The sequence below is a fragment of the Streptomyces sp. NPDC111507 genome (genome assembly GCF_055638955.1).
The window spans coordinates 217,686-235,660 of the sequence record NZ_JBVKBU010000009.1; the positions used below are offsets into that span (position 1 = coordinate 217,686).

Below are 17,975 nucleotides of genomic sequence, written 5' to 3' on the forward strand. Positions count from 1 at the left end.
GAATGCCGAAGATCGCAGCCGATGGTCAGCACCTGACCGTTCTCAACCTGTTCTCGACCGACGCCGCCGAGAAGCAGGTCAAGCTGCTCGCCGCGATGCGCGAGATCGTCGACACGGCGGCCTACGAGGGCTGGATATCCAGCACGGTCCACGCCGGGCAGGACAAGCCGGGAACGGCCAACTTCATCCAGTGGCGCAGCACCGAGGACCTGGAGAGCCGTTACGCCGGTGAGGAGTTCAAGCACCGCACCCTCCCGCTCTTCGGTGAGATCACCACCTCGATCCGTCTGCTCCAGAACGAGATCGCCTTCACGCAGCAGAAGCCGGAGCTGGGCGGCGTCACCGAGATCTCCCCGTCCCGCGACGACTACACGGCCATCGAGCTGTTCGGCGTGCTGCCGGAGAACCAGGAAGACCTGATCGACGCCCTGGGCGAGTCCCAGACGTGGCTGGTCGACGTCCCCGGCTACCGCACCCACACGGTGCTGCGCGGCCTGCGTGCCCGCGGCATCGAGGGCAAGTTCGTCGTCGTCTACTCCCAGTGGGACAGCAAGGAGGCGTACGACGCCTTCCGCTCCGTGCCGCAGGGTGAGCGCTCCCCGGAGCGTCAGAAGGTCGACGCCCGCGTCGCCGCGCTCCAGACCTGGCAGGACGAGAACACCTACCAGGTCGTCCACACCCGCGCCGCGGGCGAGTGAGCCACCCGGTGGCGGGCCGGCCGGTCGGGCGGCGGCCGGCCCGCCACCGGGTCTGCACGGTGTTTCACGTGAAACACCCGCAGCGGAAGCACACACCACGCAAACACGTATGACAGATCGCGCACGGACGCGGACGCACGGGCGCGTTCCCATCCCCACTGGCTGGCCGCTGCCGGGAATCCCCCACCCGGCAGCGGCTTTTCTGTCCGTCACGTTCCCGTTCCCGTCCCGCCCCTGCGCGCCACACCAGGACGAGGAGACAGCACGCATGGAACACCCGGGCATGCGCCAAGTCGCGCACGAGATCAACATCGCGGTCCCGGCGGACACCGTCCACCGGCTGATCGCCGAGGTGGGGAACTGGCCACGGATCTTCCCCTCAGTCATCCACGTCGAGCACGAGGAGGCTCCCGAGGGCGAGGAGCGGCTGACGATCTGGGAGACCGCACCGACCGCGGCGGGCGAACCGCGTTGCCGTCCGCTGCGCAGGATCGTCGAACCCGCCAAGCTGCGGGTCAACTTCCAGCACCTGGTCACCGCGTCCCCCGTCGCCGGCCTCGGCGGCGCCTGGCTCGTCGAACCGCTCGGGGAGAACGCGTCCCGGGTACGGCTGCTGCACGAGTTCCGGGCCGCCGACGACGACCCCGGGGCCCTGGACCGGATCGGCGCCGAGCTCGACCGGAGCGCCGTCGCGGAACTCGCGGCGCTGAAGGAGAACGCGGAACGCGAATACGCCGACGCCGAGCTGACGTTCTCGTTCGAGGACACCGTCTACGTCGACGGCTCCGCCAAGGACCTGTTCGCCTTCATCAACGAGGCGCACCTGTGGTCGGAGCGTCTGCCGCACGTGGCGACGGTCCGTCTGGAAGAGGACACCGCGGGTCTCCAGACCCTGGAGATGGACACCCGGGCCAAGGACGGCTCCGTCCACACCACCAAGTCCTACCGGGTGACCTTCCCCCACCAGCACATCGCGTACAAGCAGGTCACCCTGCCCGCGCTGATGACCCTGCACACGGGGCACTGGACGTTCACCGACACCGACCAGGGCGTCGCGGCCACCTCCCAGCACACCGTCAGTCTCCGCACGGACAACATCGCCCGCGTCCTCGGTGACACCGCCACCGTCGCCGACGCCCGCGAGTACGTCCACACCGCCCTGTCCACCAACAGCCTGGCCACCCTGAACCATGCCAAGGCTCACGCGGAGGGCCGCCGTTGACCCCGACGGTGCGCCGGCTCGCCGTAGCGCGTGGGGAGTTGGACGTGTGGCTGCTGCCGCCGCCCGACTCGCCGCGTGACGTCCCGTACGACGAGCTCGACGCGTACGAGAGAGGTCGGGCCGACTCCTACCGTCGCCCCGACGACCGCCAGATGTACGCCGCGGCGCACGTGGGACTGCGCCGGGTCCTCGCCGGTTACACCGGCATCGAACCGAGCCGGCTCAACCTCGCCGGCGAGCGGTACAACGGCAACGGTGAACGCCATGGCCGCCCCGTGGTGCTCGGCGTGCCCGGCGGCGCCCCCCAGTTCTCGCTCTCGCACAGCCACGGCCTGGCGATCGTGGTGGTGGCGGAGTCACGGGTGGGCGCCGACGTCCAGCGGCTGCCGTCGCCCCAGACCGCCGAGGCGTGTCTGCCGGCGCTGCATCCGGCCGAGCGGGAGGAGCTCGAGAAGATTCCCGAGAACGAACGGACCATGGCCTTCGGCCGCCTGTGGACACGGAAGGAGGCGTATCTGAAGGGACTGGGCACCGGGCTGACCCGGGGGGCCGACCTCGACTACCTCGGTGAGGCGGGGCTGGCCGAGCGGCCGACAGGCTGGGTGGTGGGCAACCTGCCCCTGTGTTCCACCCACATCGCGGCGGTGGCGCTGGCCGGGGCGGGGGATCGGCCCGTCGCCCTTCGCGCCGTGCCTACCGCCTATCTGTACGCCCCGGACGCGGTGGAGCGTCTTGTGGAGATGGAACCGGGGCTGCGATCGATGCTCCGGGATCCGGCCCAGCATGGGGATCTCGAACGCTGAGGTCGGACCCCACCAGGGGCTCGGGGAACTGCGCGACCGGCCACAACCGGTCCGCAGATTCCCCGACACCCGACAAACCCAAGGGGCCGGAGAGTTCCTGTGAACTCTCCGGCCCCTTCGCCCTGTTCCACCCCCGGGGGGTCAGGCCGCCGCTCGCCAGGTGCGGGGGCCGTCGAAGCCGGTGACGCGTTCGGGGCGGCGCCACAGGGCGACGACCTGGTGCTTGCGGGCCGTGTCGTCGGGTGCGACGCCGGGGCCCGCGGTGACGGCCATCAGTACCGCGGTCAGCGCGGCCAGCTCCTCCGGGGAGGGGCAGCCGCGCTCGATCCGGAAAAGCGGACCGGCCGCGGGTTCACAGACGGGTTCGGGCTCGGGGGCGGGATCGGGAACGGGGACAAGGGCGGGACGCTGGATGCTCATGGTTTCCTCCCTGCTCACTGGGGCGGGTTGCCGTGCTTGCGGCGCGGCAGCTCGGCGTGCTTGGCCGCGAGCATGGCGAGCGAACGGGCCAGGACCGCCCGCGTCTCGCGCGGGTCGATGACGTCGTCGACCAGCCCGCGTTCGGCGGCGTAGTAAGGGTGGACCAGCTCCTCCTTGTACTGGTCGATTTTCTCTTGACGCATCGCGTCGGGGTCGTCCGCGGCCGCGATCTCCCGCCGGAAGACCACGTTGGCGGCCCCCTCGGCACCCATGACCGCGATCTCGTTGGTCGGCCAGGCCAGCGCGATGTCGGCGCCGATGGATCGGGAGTCCATCACGATGTACGCGCCGCCGTACGCCTTGCGCAGCACCACCGAGACCCGCGGCACGGTCGCGTTGCAGTACGCGTACAGCAGCTTGGCGCCGCGCCGGATGATGCCCTCGTGCTCCTGGTCCACGCCCGGCAGGAAGCCGGGCACGTCGACCAGCGTGACCAGCGGGATGTTGAAGGAGTCGCAGAACTGCACGAACCGTGCGGCCTTCTCGCTCGCCTTGATGTCCAGGACACCCGCCATGGCGGCCGGCTGGTTGGCGACGATGCCGACGGTGTGACCGTCGATCCGGGCCAGGGCGCAGACGATGTTCGGCGCCCAGCCCGCGTGCACCTCCACGTAGTCGCCGTCGTCGACGAGTTCCTCGACGACCCCGCGTATGTCGTACGAGCGGTTGCCGTCGTGCGGCACCAGGTCGAGCAGCACGTCCCCGGACCGGTCGCCCGGGTCGCCGCTGACGTGCCGGGGCGGCAGCTCGCGGTTGTTGGACGGCAGCAGCGACAGCAGATAGCGCACCTCGGCGAGGCAGCTCTCCTCGTCGTCGTGGACGAAGTGCGCCACTCCGGAGACAGCGCCGTGCACATCGGCGCCGCCGAGCCCGTTCTGGCTGATCTCCTCGCCGGTGACCGCGCGGACCACGTCGGGCCCGGTGATGAACATCTGCGAGATGTCCCGGACGGAGAAGATGAAGTCGGTCAGGGCGGGCGAGTACGCCGCGCCGCCCGCGCACGGGCCGAGCATCACGCTGATCTGCGGGATGACACCGGAGGCCCGGGTGTTGCGCTGGAAGATGCCGCCGTACCCGGCGAGCGCGGAGACACCCTCCTGGATGCGGGCGCCCGCACCGTCGTTGAGCGACACCAGCGGCGCCCCGGCGGCGATGGCCATGTCCATGATTTTGTGGATCTTGCAGGCGTGGGCCTCGCCCAACGCGCCGCCGAAGACACGGAAGTCATGGGCGTAGACGAAGACCGTACGGCCCTCGACCGTGCCCCAGCCGGTGATCACTCCGTCGCCGTAGGGCTTCTTCGCCTCCAGGCCGAAGCCGGTCGCCCGGTGCCGGCGCAGCGGTTCGACCTCCTGGAAGCTGCCCTTGTCCAGCAGTAGTTCGATGCGCTCGTGAGCGGTCAGTTTGCCCTTGGCGTGCTGTCGTTCGGTCGCCTTCGGGTCCTGCCCGGCACGGGCGATGTCCTTGCGTTCGGCCAGCTCCATCAGCCGGCCGCCCAGTTCGATGGGTATCGCGGGCTCCATGTACGGATCTCCCATTCAAGTGGATCAATTCAGTGGCTCAGGAGGAAAGACGGTTCGGTCAGCGGGCGAGCAACGCGGTCAGTTCGCCGACGGTGCTCTCCCGCAGCACCTCGGCGGGTACCTCGGCGTCGAGGGCGCGCCGGATCCGGCGCCCCAGGTGCAGGGCGTCGAGCGTGTCCAGGCCCTGGCCGCGCAACGGCAGACCGGGCGAGAGCCGGTGCCCCGGCGGGACCGCGAGCAGGTCATGCAGTTCGAGGCGCAGGCAGTGGCCGATGGTGCGGGCACGTGCGTCGGGGGTCATGGCGCGCAGCTGGACCGGGTCCGGGAGCCGGTCGAGCCAACTGCACGGGGTGTCGTCACTCAGGAGACTCATGGGGCTGCCTTTCAGGGAGAGGGCCGGGCCCGAGGAGTGCCGGTTCCGGCCGGTGGCTGGGGAGGAATCGACGTGTCCGCCCCGCGAGCAGCACCGCGAGCGCTGCCGCCGACGAGGCGAGCCCTCCCACGTACAGGCCGGAGCGCGCACCGTGACGGACGGTGAGCCAGCCCACGAGGAGGGCGCCGAGTGGGGTGAGTCCTTGCAGGATGAGCGTGTAGAGCGCCAGCACCCGGCCGCGGTAGGCGGCGTCGCTGCCCAACTGGATGCGGTGGTTGGCAGCCTGGGCGAAGTAGAGGGTGGCGAAGCCGGTCAGGAACAGCAGCACGGCCGCCCACGTGTAGGTGGGCGACCAGCCTGCCGCCGTCTCGAGGAGTCCGAAGGCGAGTGCGGAGGCGGTGACGGTCAGGGCGGCCGGGCGGGCGCTGCGCACGGTGGTGGCGAGCGCGGCGAGCAGCGAACCGGCGGCGAACGCCGTGGTCAGCAGCCCGAACGCGGTCGCGCCCGAGTGGAAGACGGTCTTGGCGAGCAGTGGCAGGGTGAGCTGGAAGTTGAAGCCGAACAGGCCGACCACGGCGACCAGCGCCATCGGCACGAACAGGTCGGGGTGCCCGCGCACGTACCGCAGCCCGTCGACCACCTTGACCCCGCGCTCCGGCGGGGCCGTGCGCAGGAGTTCCCCCGGGCGCATCAGCCGCAGCCCGGTCACGGTGGCGAGATAGCTGGCCGCGTTGAGCAGCATGGCCGTCCCCGCGCCGACCGCGCTGATCAGCAGTCCGGCGAGGGCCGGGCCCACCACGCGGGCGGTGTTGAAGTAGGCGGCGCTGAGCGCCGAGGCGTTGGGCAGCAGCTCGGGGCCGACCATCTCGCCGACGAACGCCATCCGGGTGGGCACCTCGACCGCGTTGACCGTTCCGAGGCCCAGCGCGAACAGATACAGCTGCCACAGCTGGGCGGAGCCGGCCAGGACGAGTACGGCGAGTGCCAGCGCGAGGGCGCCGGAGACCAGGTTGACGACGGTGAGCAGCAGCCGCTTGTCGTGGCGGTCGGCGAGCCGGCCACCGTACAGCGTGAACAGCAGCAGGGGGGTGAACTGAAGCGCGGTCACGGTGCCCAGGGCCGTGCCGGAGTCCCCCGTCAGGGAGAGCACCAGCCAGTCCTGGGCGGTGACCATCATCCAGGTGCCCGCGACCGAGACGACCTGGCCGGCCGCGAAGAGCCGGAAGTTGCGTACGGCCAGGGACCGGAAGGGCGGACGACGGCTGCCGACACCCGCGGCCCGCCTGCCCCTCCTTCCCCGCCTCGCCCTCGTCGTCGTGTCCCTGGCGTCGGGCCGTGTGGTCGTCATGGCATCAGGGCGTCACGGACGCGCCCGCGGACCGGCGCGCGAGGCATTCCTCGAAGAACGCGAACGCGCGCAGGTGGTAGGTGCGGGCGGCCCAGCCGAGGCTGATGTTGTGCCCGGCACCGGGCTGACGGTCGACGGCGGCGGAGGGCGCCGAGGCGAAGTGCGCGGCGAGGTCGGCGACGGTGTCCTCGTCGTGGTGCCACCACAGTTCCTGCTCGGCGAACGTCAGCCGCACCGGGACCTGCACGGCCGCCGCAGCGACCGGGAACCGCCGCGGCCACTGAAGCGCCTCGGCCTGCTCGCGCGGGGGCATCGGGGCGACCAGTCCCTCGGCCTCGCGGAAGGTGTTCGGCGGGTAGAAGCGCAGGGCACCCCAGTTCCGCTTCCAGTGCCGGTGCTGGTGCGGGTCGGGGCCGCCCTCCGAGTGGTCGACCGCGTAGTCCCGGCCGAGCCCGGAGATGTCGAGCCCGAGCAGCGGCGGTACGGCCGGATCCGGATCGCCGGCCTGGCAGGCGGCATACGTCAGGGCGAGCTTGCCGCCGAAGGAGTGCGCGAGCAGGAACACCCCGGCGCCCGTCTCGGCGCGGCCGGCCAGGTGCCGCAGCGCCGCGTGCAGCGCCGCGGACTGCTCGGCCAGGGTCTGACCGCTCGGGGCGTCCGCGGCGGACAGCCCGTAGCCAGGCCGGTCGACGGCGACCATGGTGTAGCCGAGCCGGGCGCCGAGGGCGAGCAGGGAGACGTCGGGGTGGGCCTGCCCGTCGAAGTACCCGGCGCTCATTCCTCCCCCGTGCACCGCGACGACCGTGGCCCGCGGTGGCCCGGAGGGTTGGGCGATCAGCGCGGAGAGCGTGACGTCACCGGCCGCCAGGGCGACGGGGCGCACACCCGGGGACATCGAGGGCATGGCCGAACCGGGTACGGACGAGGGGATGGTCTCGACCGTGGGAACGCTCACTGGGGTACTTCCTCTCGTGTTCGTGCTTGCGTGTTCGTGCTTTCGTGTGGGTGCTCTCGGTGCTCTCGTGCGGATCGGTTGCCGGTGGTGGTTCTCAGCGGGCCTCGGGTGCGCCGAACCAGCGGTGCAGCGTCGCGCACAACTCCGCCGAACCGGCGTCCGCCCAGGCCACATAGCCGTCGGGGCGGACCAGCACCGCGGCGGCGCCGCCGAACGCGGCCGGATCCTGCGGGGTGCCGGTGACCACGGTGACGCGGTCCTTCCAGCGGGCAGCCGCCTCGCGCAGTACGGAGTCGTCGGCGAGGTCGAGCAGCACGCCCTGGGCGGCGTGGAGGAGTTCGGGCGTACGGACCACGCCGGCGGCGGTGTTCAGCGCCCGCGGCGGCAACCTGCGCCCGACCAGCGAGTCCCCGGTGTCCCCGAGGTCGTAGCGGACGTCGAGGTGGCTGACCACCCCGGCGAGGTGCCGCTTGACCGAATCGAGGCCGATGAGCTCGGCGAACAGATCGCGCAGCGGCTGGGACTCGGGGCCGCCGAGGAAGACCGTGCCCTGTGCCTTGGTGTTCATCAGCAGCCGCGCGCCGACCGCGTGACGCTCGTCGTGGTAGGTGTCGAGCAGTCCCTCGGGGGCCCGGCCCTGGACGGTCGCCGCGAGCTTCCAGCCGAGGTTGACCGCGTCCTGGACACCGGTGCTCAGTCCCTGACCGCCGGCCGGCAGGTGGATGTGCGCGGCGTCGCCGACGAGGAGCACCCGTCCGCGCCGGTACTCGGTGACCTGGCGGGTGGCATCCGTGAAGGAGCTGACCCAGTCCGCGCCGCCGCCGGAGATGTCCTCACCCGTCAACCGCTCCCAGGCCGCCGCCACTTCGGCGAACTCCGGGGTCTCACTGCGGTCGGCCGGCGGGGTGCCGTGCTCGCACACGATGATCCGGTCCACGCCCTCCTTCAGCGGCGCGGCCATCACCATGCCGCCGGGCAGCCGCTCGCCCAGGAAGCGCGGCGGGATCTCGCAGCCGACGACATCCGCGAGGTACATGCCACGGGTGGCGGGCGTACCGGGGAAGTCGAAGCCCGCGGCCCTGCGCACCGGGCTGTGCCCGCCGTCGGCGCCCACCAGGTACGCGGCGCGCAGCGTGCGCTCGCCGTCGGGCGCGGCCACGGTGACGGTGACCCCGGTCCCGTCCTGCTCCAGCGCCAGGAACTCCCAGCCCCGCCGGATGTCGGCGCCGAGCTCACCCGCCCACTCCTCCAGAACCGCCTCCGTCTGGGACTGGGGGACGCCACGGGCCCCGAAGTGGGCGTCCTCCAGCACGGTGTAGTCGAACTGCACCCCGCCGAAGTGGCCCATCGGGCTCTTCTCCAGCCCGCCGAAGCGCGGGACAAGGCCGCGCTGGTCGAAGGACTCCATGGCGCGGGCGGTGAACCCGAGCCCGCGCGACTGTCCGGTGGGCCGCGCCAGCCGCTCGGCGACGATGACGCTCACCCCGCCGAGCCGCAGTTCCCCGGCCAGCATCAGCCCGGCCGGGCCGGCGCCGACGACGATGACGTCCGCGTCCATCTGCGCGTCCATGGGTGTCCTCTCCTCGCGCGCCCGGGCGCGCGTCGCATCGGTGGGTGACGTGCGGTGCCTCAGCTGTGCGTGTGCTTGTCCGTGCGTGTGCGTGAGCTTGTCCGTGCGTGTGCGTGAGCTTGTCCGTGCCCTGCCGTGCCCTGCCGTGTCTTTGCCTGTGCGTGTGCTTGTCCATGACGGGCCCGTGCGGTCGTGCTCAGTCGTCGGCGGCCAAGGTGCCGAACCAGCGGGTCAGCGCCCGCGCCAGACCGGCCGGACCGGAACCGGCCCAGGCCACATGGCCGTCGGGGCGGACCAGCAGGGCCTGCCCGGCCGGCAGCGGGCCGCCGGCCGCGGGGCGGTCGGCGACGAAGGCGACCCGGTCCGACCAGGGGGCCGCCGTCGCGCGCAGCGCCGGGGCGCCGTCCCCGTCCAGGGACAGCAGCAACCCGCGACCGGTGCGCAGAAGTTCGGTCGTACGGCGCCGCGCGCCTCCCTCCGCGGGCTCCAGCCACGCGTCCGGCAACCGCCGCCCGCGCAGCGGGTGCGCGTCGGAGTGGATCTCGGGGCCCTCGACGTCGTACCGGATGCCGAGGCCGCTGATCATCCCGGCGAGATGCTGCCGTACGCCGTCCAGGGCGACGAGTTCGGTGAGCAGGGCGCGGGCGGGTTCGACCTCCGGGCCGCCGAGCAGCAGCTCGACCTGGGCCCGGATGTTGGCGAGGACTTGGCGGCCCACGGTGTGGCGCTCGGAGTGGTAGGTGTCGAGGAGGTCCTCGCCCGCGCTGCCGCGGACGACGGCGGCGAGTTTCCAGCCGAGGTTGAAGGCGTCCTGGACGCCCAGGTTGAGGGCCTGTCCGCCGCTCGGCATCTGCCGGTGCGCCGCGTCCCCGGCGAACAGGACGCGACCGTGCCGGTAGTGGGCGAGCTGCCGGTTGGCGTCGCCGAAGGCGTTGACCCACAGGGGCGTGCCCTGGCTGATGTCCTCGCCGGTGACGCGCTTCCAGACGTCGGTGACCTCGGCGAAGTCCGGTTCGGCGCCGCCGCGTTCGGCGGCGGGGCGCCCGAACTCGTGGACCATCACCCGGGTCACCCCCTCGCGGGTGGCGGCGATGGCGAGCCCGTGCTCCAGGCGCTGGAAGCGCCGGTCGGCGACCTCGACCCCGGAGACGTCGGCGCGCAGCAGTTCGCGTGCGGCGTCCCGGCCCGGGAAGGGGGCCCGGACCAGGCGCCGTACAGTGCTGTCCTCGCCGTCGCAGCCGACCAGGTAGCGGGCCTGGATGCGGACGGGACCGTAGGGACCGATGGCCTCGGCCTCCACCCCGGCCCCCTCGCTCTTCGCTTCCAGGGACAGCAGCTGGTGGCGGCGCCGGAGATCGGCGCCCAGCTCGGCGGCCCGCCGCTGCAACAGCTCCTCGGTGCGGGTCTGCGCGACCTTCCACTGCCCGGGGTGCGAGCTGGGCAGCGTCAGGTCCAGCGGTACGCCGCCGAAGTGACCGCGCGGCTCGCACGGCGGCGTACCGAGCTCGTCCAGCAGCCCGCGAGAGTCGAGGATCTCCATCGTGCGGGCGTGCAGGGTGGAGGCCCGGGATTCGGTGGTCGGGCCGGGGCGCTGGTCGACGACGACCACCTCGGCGCCGCCCAGCCTCAGCTCGGTGGCGAGCATCAGCCCGGCGGGGCCCGCTCCGACCACGAGGACGTCGGTGTCCAGGATGGTCGTGTCGGTGTCCTGATGGTCCGTCGTCATCGTCAACGCCTGTTCTCTGCGAAGGCCTTGGCGTGGGTGAGGGTGGCCCGGCTGTTGGTGGACAGGGCCGTGTGGACGTACTCGCGGGCGTCGGCGACGGTGGCCCCGCAGCCGAGGATGCTCTCGATGTTGTCCGTGTTGAGGGTGACCGTGTGCTGGGAGGTCGCCGCGACGCCCTGGTCGGTGTCCTCGAAGGTCCAGTGACCGGTGTGCAGGGTCATCAGCGCGGGGAGCGTGACCTGCTTGTACGCGATGCGCTGGTGGGGGAAGGTCACCCGGTAGGACTTGGTGGTGTGGACGGAACCGTCCTTGGCCCGGGTGTCCATCTCCAGCGTCTGGAGACCCACGGTGTCCTCTTCCAGACGGACCGTCGCCACGTGCGGCAGACGCTCCGACCACAGGTGCGCCTCGTTGATGAAGGCGTACACGTCCTTCGCCGAACCGTCGACGTAGACGGTGTCCTCGAAGGAGAAGGTCACCTCCTCCGCCGCGTGCGCGAACTCGACGTTCTTCTTCAGCGCGGCCAGCTCGGAGCGGCTGTTCTTGTCGACGGCCTCGTCGATCCACAGGAGGTCGTGCGGGTCGTCGTCGACGGCGCGGTAGTCGTGCAGCAGCCGTACCCGGGACTCGTTCTCACCGAGCGGCTCGATGATCCAGGTCCCGCCCATCGCGGCGACCGGCGGGGCGGTCACCTCCTGGCGGAAGGTGATGCGCAGGGCCTCGGGGTCCAGTTCGCGGCGCGAGGTCCAGTTCTTGGCCTCGCCGTTGGCGGTGGCCCAGATCCGTATCCGCTCCTGGGAGCCGTCGTGCTCCACACGGTCCACGTGGATGGTGGGCGGGAAGATCCGGGGCCAGTTGGTGACCTCCGCCAGCAGCCGGTACACGGCCGGTGCGGGCGCGGCGATCGTGATCTCGTGCTCTACCTCACGGGTCGTCATGACGCTTTCTTCTCCATGGCTGGGTACGGGCTGCCGGTCGATGGGGTGCTCAGAAGTTGCCGAGTCCGCCGCAGACGTTGATGGCCTGCGCGGTGACCGAGGCGGCCGTGTCGGATGCGAGGTAGGCGACCATGCCGGCGACCTCCTCGGGGGTGGAGTAGCGGCCGAGCGGGATCTTGGACTGGAACTTCTCGAGGATGGCGTCCTCGGAGGTGTCGTAGGCGGCCGCGTATCCGGCGCGCACGCGCTGGGCCATCGGCGTCTCGACATAGCCGGGGCAGACGGCGTTCACGGTGATGCCGGTGGGGGCCAGCTCATTGCCGAGGGCCTTGGTGAAACCGACCACGCCGTGCTTCGAGGCGGAGTAGGGGGCACCCAGGACCACGCCCTGCTTGCCGGCCGTGGAGGCGATGTTGATGATGCGGCCACGGCTCTTGTGGCGCATGCCGCCGGTGTTGAGCACCTCCCGCGTCAGCCGGAACACGCTGTTGAGGTTGGTGTCGATGACATCGGTCCACAGCTCGTCCTCGATGTCGGCGGTGACGCCGCCACCGGACCGGCCTGCGTTGTTGACCAGGACGTCGACGGTGCCGAAGCGGTCGACCGCGGCCTGCACGAAGGCGCCGACCGAAGCGGGGTCACGGACGTCGAGGACCGTGCCGTCGGCGTCGATGCCCTCCTCCTGGAGGATCTTGACGGTCTCGGCGACGTTGTCCGCGCTGCGGGCGCCGATGAACACACGGTGGCCGGCCGCGGCCAGCGCCCGCGCGGACGCGAGGCCGATGCCGCTGGTGGCCCCCGATATGAGAGCGACCCGCTTTTCCAGCGTTGACATGTGCTTCCTCTCCCTCTTGTTCTGCGGGACTGCGCTTGCTTCTGCGGGGCTGCGGCGGAACCGGACCGGACGAGGTCACCAGGTCACCAGGTCACGAGGTCACGAGGTCAGGTGAAAGGTTTCGCCCGGTCCGGGAACGCCGTCGGGCGTCAGGCGGCGGCAGGCTCGTCGGCGCCGAACTGCTGGTTCACGGCCTCGATGAGGGCGCGCGGGGTGTCGGCGTCGGTCAGCAGGTCCTCGTCGAGGACGATCCCGTACTCGCGCTCGATACGGCTGCCCGTCTCCAGGAGCGCCAGCGACTCGTAGCCGAGGACTTCGAACGGCTCGTCGAGGATGTCGCCGTCGAGGTCGACGCCCTCGTCGACACCGGCGCCCTCCTGAAGGATGCGGCGCAGGTCGTCCAGGGTGAATTCCGAAGTGGACACGTGGGTTCCTTCCCAGGTCGAAATGGATCGTTCAGTCGGGGGTCTTGGGAGCGTCGGGGACAGGGGGTGCCCGTCAGTCGACGGCGCGGACCACGACGGCCGAGTTGAAGCCGCCGTAACCGCGGGCCAGGACCAGGGCCGTGCGCACCTGGGCGGTGCGCGACTGGTTGAGGACCAGGTCGAGGCCGTACTCCTCGTCGGGGTTGATGTGGACCGTCGGAGGGATGAGGCCCTCCTCGATGGCCAGCAGCGCGGTGGCGACATCGAGCGGGGCCGCGCCGGAGTACAGCCGGCCCGTCATCGTCTTGGGCGCGGTGACCGGGACACCCCGGACCCCGAAGACCGCCGAGATCGCGTCGGCCTCGATACGGTCCAGCTCCGGCACGCCCGCCGCGTCCGCGAAGACCACGTCGATGTCCTCGGGCACGGTGCCCGCGTCGGCAAGGGCGAGTTCGATCGCCTTGCGCAGGGCGGGCTCGCGATCGCTGCCGGGCCGCGGGTCGAACGTCGAGCCGTAGCCCGCGATCTCGCCGTAGATCTTGGCGCCGCGCTCGCACGCCGACTCGGCCGACTCCATGATCAGGATGGCGCCGCCCTCGCCCGGTACGTAACCGGCCGCGTCGGCGTCGAAGGGAAGGTAGGCACGGGTCGGCTCGTCGCTGGTGCTCAGCCGGTCGCCGGCCATCTGCGCCACCCAGCCCCAGGGGCAGATCGACGCGTCGACGCCCCCGGAGACGATCATCGGGGTGCCCTTGCGGATGAGCCGCCGGCCGTGCGCCACGGCGTCGAGACCGCCGGCCTCGTCACTGACGATGACGCCGCTGGGGCCCTTGAGCCCGTTGCGGATGGATATCTGGCCGCTGTTGACGGCGTAGAACCAGGCGAAGGACTGGTACGCGGACACGTACTGGCTTCCCTGGCTCCACAGCTTCTCCAGCTCGCCCTGTCCGAACTCGAAGCCGCCCGAGGAACTGGCCGTGACGACGCCCATGTCGTACTCGGGCAGTTCCTTGGGGTCGATGCCCGCGTCCTCGAGCGCCCACTCGGCGGCGACCAGCGCCATCCGGGTCATGTGGTCGGTCTGCGGCAGCAGCCGGCTCGGCAGCACGTCCGCGGCGACGAACCCGGGCACCTCGCCCGCCAGGGTCGACGGGTAGGAGGACGGGTCGAAGCGGGTGACCCGCCCGATGCCGTTCTTGCCGGTCCGGGTGGCGGCCCAGTAGTCCTGTGTGCCCAGTCCGTTGGGGGCGGCGATGCCCAGACCGGTCACTACCACCGTGGTGGTCATGCCACGCTCCTCTCGGGACGCGCCAGCACCATGGCGCTCTGGAATCCCCCGAAACCGCTGCCGACCGTGAGCACCGCGTCGGTGAGCTGCTCACGGGCGACCAGCGGCACGTAGTCGAGGTCGCACTTGGGATCGGGGGTGGTGAGATTGGCCGTGGGCGGCACGACGTGGTTCTCCATCGCCAGCGCGGACGCGGCGATCTCGATGGAGCCGATCGCGCCGAGCGAGTGCCCGACCATCGACTTGATCGAGCTGACCGGGGTCCGGTAGGCGTGGTCGCCCAGGCTCCGCTTGAACGCCTCGGTCTCGTGGCGGTCGTTCTGCTTGGTGCCCGAGCCGTGCGCGTTGATGTAGTCGATCTCGGTCGCGTTCATCCTGGCCTCGTCGAGCGCGACCGTGATGGCCTCGGCCATCTCCGCGCCGTCCGGACGCAGACCCGTCATGTGGTACGCGTTCGAGCGCGTCGCATAGCCCGCGATCTCGGCGTAGATGTGCGCGCCGCGCCGCTTGGCGCTCTCCAGCTCCTCCAGGACGAACACGGCGGCACCCTCCCCGAGGACGAACCCGTTGCGGGTCCCGTCGAAGGGGCGCGAGGCGCGCTCGGGTACGTCGTCCCGGGGCGTCGTCGCCTTGATCGCGTCGAAGCACGCCATCGTGATCGGCGAGATCGGGGCGTCGGACGAACCCGTGATCATGACGTCCGCCGAGCCCTCGCGGAGCAGCTCCACGGCGTGTCCGACCGAGTCGATGCCGGACGTACAGCCCGTGGAGACCACCGTGTTGGGACCCTGCGCGCCCACGGCCCACGCGACCTCGGCCGCGAAGGAGCTGGGGACCAGGTAGTTGTACAGGTGCGGGGCCGTGTAGGCGTGGTCGACCAGGTGAAGCCGGCCGCCGTCGCTGACGACGTTGTACTCCTCGTCCAGACCCATGGTCGCGCCGACCGCGCTGCCGATGGTGACACCGACGCGGTACGGGTCGTAGGCGTCGATGTCGATACCGCTGTCGGCGACCGCGCCACGGGCCGCGACCACCGCGAACTGCGCGGCGCGGTCCATCCGGCGTATCTCCTGCGGGCGCAGTCCGTGCTCCGCGGGATCGAAGTCGATCTCGGCGGCGACCCGGGAACGGAACGGGCTGGGGTCGAAGAACGTGATGCGGCGGGTGGCCGTACGGCCCTCGCTCAGCAGGTTCCAGAAGTTCTTCGCCCCGACACCACCGGGGGCGAGCACCTCGATACCGGTGATGACAACTCGTCGGCCGGTCACGCGGACGCCTCCCAGTTGTAGAAGCGCGTGGCCATCGCGTCGGCCGGGGAGCGCCAGGTGGCCGGGTCGTACGCCTCGATGAACGGCTTCAGGTCCTCGCTGATCTGTATGAAGCGGGGGTCGTGCCGGGCGTGCTGGATCAGCTCGCCGCCGTTGTCCGCGTCGAAGTCCTGGAGGTGGAAGTACAGACCCCGGTACTGGAAGAGCTGGCGCCGGCGCGTGCCCATGCGGTGCGGCATTTCCGTGTCGTCGAAATCACCGAAAATCTTCGCGACGTCGACGCTCGACCCGGGGTCCATCCGAGCCACAATCAGCGTGCTGTACATACGTTTCCCTCTCCTCGGGGCCCACCACACAACAGTTGACGAAAGCTCGTATTCAGTATCTTGGGCGGTACGAGCGGTTTCAATATTCCCCGTGTCAGGGAATTGTCAGACCGGTTCAGAATTGCGCTGGAGAATGCCGGGTAATGCCGGGTAATTCAGCTGGTGATTTCGCACATGGCGGCGCCCGAGGCGACGGACGCGCCCACTTCGGCGCTGAGGCTCTTGACGATCCCCGAGCGGTGGGCGTTGAGGGGCTGTTCCATCTTCATGGCCTCCAGGACGACGACGAGGTCGCCCTCCTTGACCTCCTGGCCCTCCTCGACCGCGACCTTGACGATCGTGCCCTGCATCGGCGAGGCGAGCGTGTCACCGGAGGCGACCGGGCCGGACTTCTTGGCCGCGCGGCGCTTGGGCTTGGCGCCCGCGGCGAGGCCGGTGCGGGCCAGGGACATGCCCAGCGAGGAGGGCAGCGAGACCTCCAGGCGCTTGCCGCCGACCTCGACCACGACGGACTCGCGGCCCGGCTCGGCCTCCGTCTCCTCCGCCGTCTCGGCGGGGTTGGTGAAGGCCGGGATGCCATTGACGAACTCGGTCTCGATCCAGCGGGTGTGGACCGTGAACGGGTCGGCGGAGCCGGTCAGTTCGGGGGCGAAGGCCGGGTCCTTGACGACCGCGCGGTGGAAGGGCAGCGCGGTGGCCATCCCGCCGATCTCGAACTCCTCGAGGGCGCGGGCGGCACGCTGGAGCGCCTGCTCGCGGGTGGCGCCGGTGACGATCAGCTTCGCGAGCAGGGAGTCCCAGGCCGGGCCGATCACGCTGCCGCACTGCACACCCGCGTCCAGGCGGACGCCGGGGCCGGAGGGCGGCGCGAAGGTGGAGACTGTGCCGGGGGCCGGGAGGAAACCCCGGCCGGGGTCTTCGCCGTTGATGCGGAACTCGAAGGAGTGGCCGCGCAGGGCGGGGTCGCCGTAGCCGAGTTCCTCGCCGTCGGCGATGCGGAACATCTCGCGGACGAGGTCGATGCCGGCGACTTCCTCGGTGACGGGGTGCTCGACCTGGAGGCGGGTGTTGACCTCGAGGAAGGAGATCGTGCCGTCCATGCCGACGAGGAACTCCACGGTGCCGGCGCCGACGTAGCCGGCTTCCTTGAGGATCGCCTTGGAGGAGGAGTACAGCTCCGCCACCTGGGCGTCCGACAGGAACGGCGCGGGGGCCTCTTCCACCAGTTTCTGGTGGCGGCGCTGGAGGGAGCAGTCGCGGGTGGAGACGACGACGACGTTGCCGTGGGTGTCGGCCAGGCACTGGGTCTCGACGTGGCGGGGCTTGTCGAGGTAGCGCTCGACGAAGCACTCGCCGCGGCCGAACGCGGCCACCGCCTCACGCACGGCGGACTCGTACAGCTCGGGGACCTCTTCGAGGGTGCGGGCGACCTTCAGGCCGCGTCCGCCGCCGCCGAAGGCCGCCTTGATCGCGATCGGCAGTCCGTGCTCGCGGGCGAAGGCGACGACCTCGTCGGCGCCGTTCACCGGGTCCGGTGTCCCCGCGACGAGGGGGGCCCCGGCGCGCTGGGCGATGTGGCGGGCGGCGACCTTGTCGCCGAGGTCGCGGATGGCCTGCGGGGGCGGGCCGATCCAGGTCAGACCGGCGTCCAGGACCGCCTGGGCGAACTCGGCGTTCTCCGACAGGAAGCCGTAGCCCGGGTGGATGGCGTCCGCGCCGGAGTCCTTGGCGGCCTGGAGGACCTTGGCGATGTCCAGGTAGCTGGTGGCGGGGGTGTCACCGCCCAGGGCGAACGCCTCGTCCGCCGCCCGGACATGCAGAGCGTCCCTGTCTGGTTCCGCATACACGGCAACGCTCGCGATCCCGGCATCCCGGCACGCCCGGGCCACGCGGACAGCGATTTCGCCACGGTTGGCGATGAGCACCTTGCGCACGATGAACCTCCCCAGACTCCGCTCGGAGCCACAAGACTGTTCGAGTGCGTACTTCTCCTTCAATACGGTCCGTTGCAGGACTGGGTCAGAATCCGCAGACCCGGGGCAGCACTTACCGGAAGAGGAAAGGGGAAGGTCAGACCTCCGTCAAATAGCCGGACCCGGCGGACGGATCCGCCGGGTCCGGAAAGAAAAGGAATGCGCCATTCCACGGAGAATTTCGAGGGGCGTTCGGAGGCGTTCCGCAGCGGCGTTCGGAAGGG

17 protein-coding genes are annotated in these 17,975 nt (G+C 71.0%); 3 read left to right on the top strand and 14 right to left on the bottom strand.

The window, feature by feature from the left end:
- The first annotated feature begins 2 nt into the window (after positions 1-2).
- From ACZ7M2_RS32285 to ACZ7M2_RS32295, 3 genes are all read left to right on the top strand, one after another.
- Complete coding sequence (locus ACZ7M2_RS32285; RefSeq protein WP_471598321.1) at positions 3-698, top strand: antibiotic biosynthesis monooxygenase family protein; 696 nt, start codon at positions 3-5, stop codon at positions 696-698.
- 268 nt (positions 699-966) lie between these two features.
- The gene (locus ACZ7M2_RS32290) at positions 967-1,920 is read left to right on the top strand and encodes an aromatase/cyclase (RefSeq protein WP_471598322.1); all 954 of its coding nucleotides are present in this window, start codon (positions 967-969) and stop codon (positions 1,918-1,920) included.
- Positions 1,917-2,723: a 4'-phosphopantetheinyl transferase family protein gene (locus tag ACZ7M2_RS32295; RefSeq protein WP_403705604.1), complete on the top strand. Its 807-nt coding sequence runs from the start codon at positions 1,917-1,919 to the stop codon at positions 2,721-2,723. The genes ACZ7M2_RS32290 and ACZ7M2_RS32295 overlap by 4 nt, the downstream gene beginning before the upstream one ends.
- A 141-nt stretch (positions 2,724-2,864) precedes the next feature.
- Here ACZ7M2_RS32295 and ACZ7M2_RS32300 read toward each other — a convergent pair whose 3' ends face one another.
- The 14 genes from ACZ7M2_RS32300 to ACZ7M2_RS32365 all read right to left on the bottom strand — a co-directional run bounded on the left by ACZ7M2_RS32300 (position 2,865) and on the right by ACZ7M2_RS32365 (position 17,712).
- The gene (locus ACZ7M2_RS32300; protein WP_471598323.1) at positions 2,865-3,143 is read right to left on the bottom strand and encodes an acyl-CoA carboxylase subunit epsilon; all 279 of its coding nucleotides are present in this window, start codon (positions 3,141-3,143) and stop codon (positions 2,865-2,867) included.
- Positions 3,144-3,157: 14 nt separating this feature from the next.
- Positions 3,158-4,726, bottom strand: a complete 1,569-nt coding sequence (locus ACZ7M2_RS32305) for an acyl-CoA carboxylase subunit beta (RefSeq protein ID WP_471598324.1) — start codon at positions 4,724-4,726, stop codon at positions 3,158-3,160.
- Between the two features lie 58 nt (positions 4,727-4,784).
- A complete protein-coding gene (locus ACZ7M2_RS32310; protein ID WP_352054087.1) occupies positions 4,785-5,099 on the bottom strand; it encodes an acyl carrier protein in 315 nt (104 codons plus the stop codon).
- On the bottom strand, positions 5,083-6,447 hold the full coding sequence (locus tag ACZ7M2_RS32315; RefSeq protein ID WP_471598325.1) for an MFS transporter: 1,365 nt from the start codon (positions 6,445-6,447) through the stop codon (positions 5,083-5,085). Before ACZ7M2_RS32315 ends, ACZ7M2_RS32310 begins: the two co-directional genes overlap by 17 nt.
- A 4-nt stretch (positions 6,448-6,451) precedes the next feature.
- Positions 6,452-7,351 carry an alpha/beta hydrolase gene (locus tag ACZ7M2_RS32320; protein WP_471598404.1) on the bottom strand — a complete coding sequence of 300 codons (900 nt, stop codon included), beginning with the start codon at positions 7,349-7,351 and terminating at the stop codon, positions 6,452-6,454.
- Between the two features lie 145 nt (positions 7,352-7,496).
- Positions 7,497-8,960, bottom strand: coding sequence for an FAD-dependent monooxygenase (locus tag ACZ7M2_RS32325; RefSeq protein ID WP_471598405.1), 1,464 nt, complete (start codon positions 8,958-8,960; stop codon positions 7,497-7,499).
- Positions 8,961-9,168: 208 nt separating this feature from the next.
- Positions 9,169-10,698, bottom strand: a complete 1,530-nt coding sequence (locus ACZ7M2_RS32330; protein ID WP_471598326.1) for an FAD-dependent monooxygenase — start codon at positions 10,696-10,698, stop codon at positions 9,169-9,171.
- Between the two features lie 2 nt (positions 10,699-10,700).
- The gene (locus ACZ7M2_RS32335) at positions 10,701-11,636 is read right to left on the bottom strand and encodes an aromatase/cyclase (RefSeq protein WP_471598327.1); all 936 of its coding nucleotides are present in this window, start codon (positions 11,634-11,636) and stop codon (positions 10,701-10,703) included.
- Positions 11,637-11,685: 49 nt separating this feature from the next.
- Positions 11,686-12,471, bottom strand: a complete 786-nt coding sequence (gene fabG, locus ACZ7M2_RS32340; RefSeq protein WP_352054235.1) for a 3-oxoacyl-ACP reductase FabG — start codon at positions 12,469-12,471, stop codon at positions 11,686-11,688.
- Positions 12,472-12,620: 149 nt separating this feature from the next.
- Positions 12,621-12,896, bottom strand: a complete 276-nt coding sequence (locus ACZ7M2_RS32345; protein WP_054237212.1) for an acyl carrier protein — start codon at positions 12,894-12,896, stop codon at positions 12,621-12,623.
- Positions 12,897-12,969: 73 nt separating this feature from the next.
- Entirely contained in the window at positions 12,970-14,184 is a 1,215-nt protein-coding gene (locus ACZ7M2_RS32350) for a ketosynthase chain-length factor (protein WP_471598328.1), read from the bottom strand.
- The gene (locus tag ACZ7M2_RS32355; RefSeq protein ID WP_054237210.1) at positions 14,181-15,452 is read right to left on the bottom strand and encodes a beta-ketoacyl-[acyl-carrier-protein] synthase family protein; all 1,272 of its coding nucleotides are present in this window, start codon (positions 15,450-15,452) and stop codon (positions 14,181-14,183) included. Before ACZ7M2_RS32355 ends, ACZ7M2_RS32350 begins: the two co-directional genes overlap by 4 nt.
- Positions 15,449-15,778, bottom strand: coding sequence for a TcmI family type II polyketide cyclase (locus ACZ7M2_RS32360; RefSeq protein ID WP_054237209.1), 330 nt, complete (start codon positions 15,776-15,778; stop codon positions 15,449-15,451). Before ACZ7M2_RS32360 ends, ACZ7M2_RS32355 begins: the two co-directional genes overlap by 4 nt.
- Before the next feature lie 155 nt (positions 15,779-15,933).
- On the bottom strand, positions 15,934-17,712 hold the full coding sequence (locus ACZ7M2_RS32365) for an acetyl/propionyl/methylcrotonyl-CoA carboxylase subunit alpha (protein WP_471598329.1): 1,779 nt from the start codon (positions 17,710-17,712) through the stop codon (positions 15,934-15,936).
- Positions 17,713-17,975: the final 263 nt, after the last annotated feature.

Excerpts from the sequence above, each read along its gene's own strand:
- ACZ7M2_RS32285 (WP_471598321.1), top strand. The coding sequence starts at position 3 with ATGCCGAAGATCGCAGCCGATGGTCAGCACCTGACCGTTCTCAACCTG.
- ACZ7M2_RS32290 (WP_471598322.1), top strand. The coding sequence starts at position 967 with ATGGAACACCCGGGCATGCGCCAAGTCGCGCACGAGATCAACATCGCG.
- ACZ7M2_RS32300 (WP_471598323.1), bottom strand. The coding sequence starts at position 3,143 with ATGAGCATCCAGCGTCCCGCCCTTGTCCCCGTTCCCGATCCCGCCCCC.
- ACZ7M2_RS32305 (WP_471598324.1), bottom strand. The coding sequence starts at position 4,726 with ATGGAGCCCGCGATACCCATCGAACTGGGCGGCCGGCTGATGGAGCTG.
- ACZ7M2_RS32310 (WP_352054087.1), bottom strand. The coding sequence starts at position 5,099 with ATGAGTCTCCTGAGTGACGACACCCCGTGCAGTTGGCTCGACCGGCTC.
- ACZ7M2_RS32315 (WP_471598325.1), bottom strand. The coding sequence starts at position 6,447 with ATGACGACCACACGGCCCGACGCCAGGGACACGACGACGAGGGCGAGG.
- ACZ7M2_RS32320 (WP_471598404.1), bottom strand. The coding sequence starts at position 7,351 with ATGCCCTCGATGTCCCCGGGTGTGCGCCCCGTCGCCCTGGCGGCCGGT.
- ACZ7M2_RS32325 (WP_471598405.1), bottom strand. The coding sequence starts at position 8,960 with ATGGACGCGGACGTCATCGTCGTCGGCGCCGGCCCGGCCGGGCTGATG.
- ACZ7M2_RS32330 (WP_471598326.1), bottom strand. The coding sequence starts at position 10,698 with ATGACGACGGACCATCAGGACACCGACACGACCATCCTGGACACCGAC.
- ACZ7M2_RS32335 (WP_471598327.1), bottom strand. The coding sequence starts at position 11,636 with ATGACGACCCGTGAGGTAGAGCACGAGATCACGATCGCCGCGCCCGCA.
- fabG (WP_352054235.1), bottom strand. The coding sequence starts at position 12,471 with ATGTCAACGCTGGAAAAGCGGGTCGCTCTCATATCGGGGGCCACCAGC.
- ACZ7M2_RS32350 (WP_471598328.1), bottom strand. The coding sequence starts at position 14,184 with ATGACCACCACGGTGGTAGTGACCGGTCTGGGCATCGCCGCCCCCAAC.
- ACZ7M2_RS32360 (WP_054237209.1), bottom strand. The coding sequence starts at position 15,778 with ATGTACAGCACGCTGATTGTGGCTCGGATGGACCCCGGGTCGAGCGTC.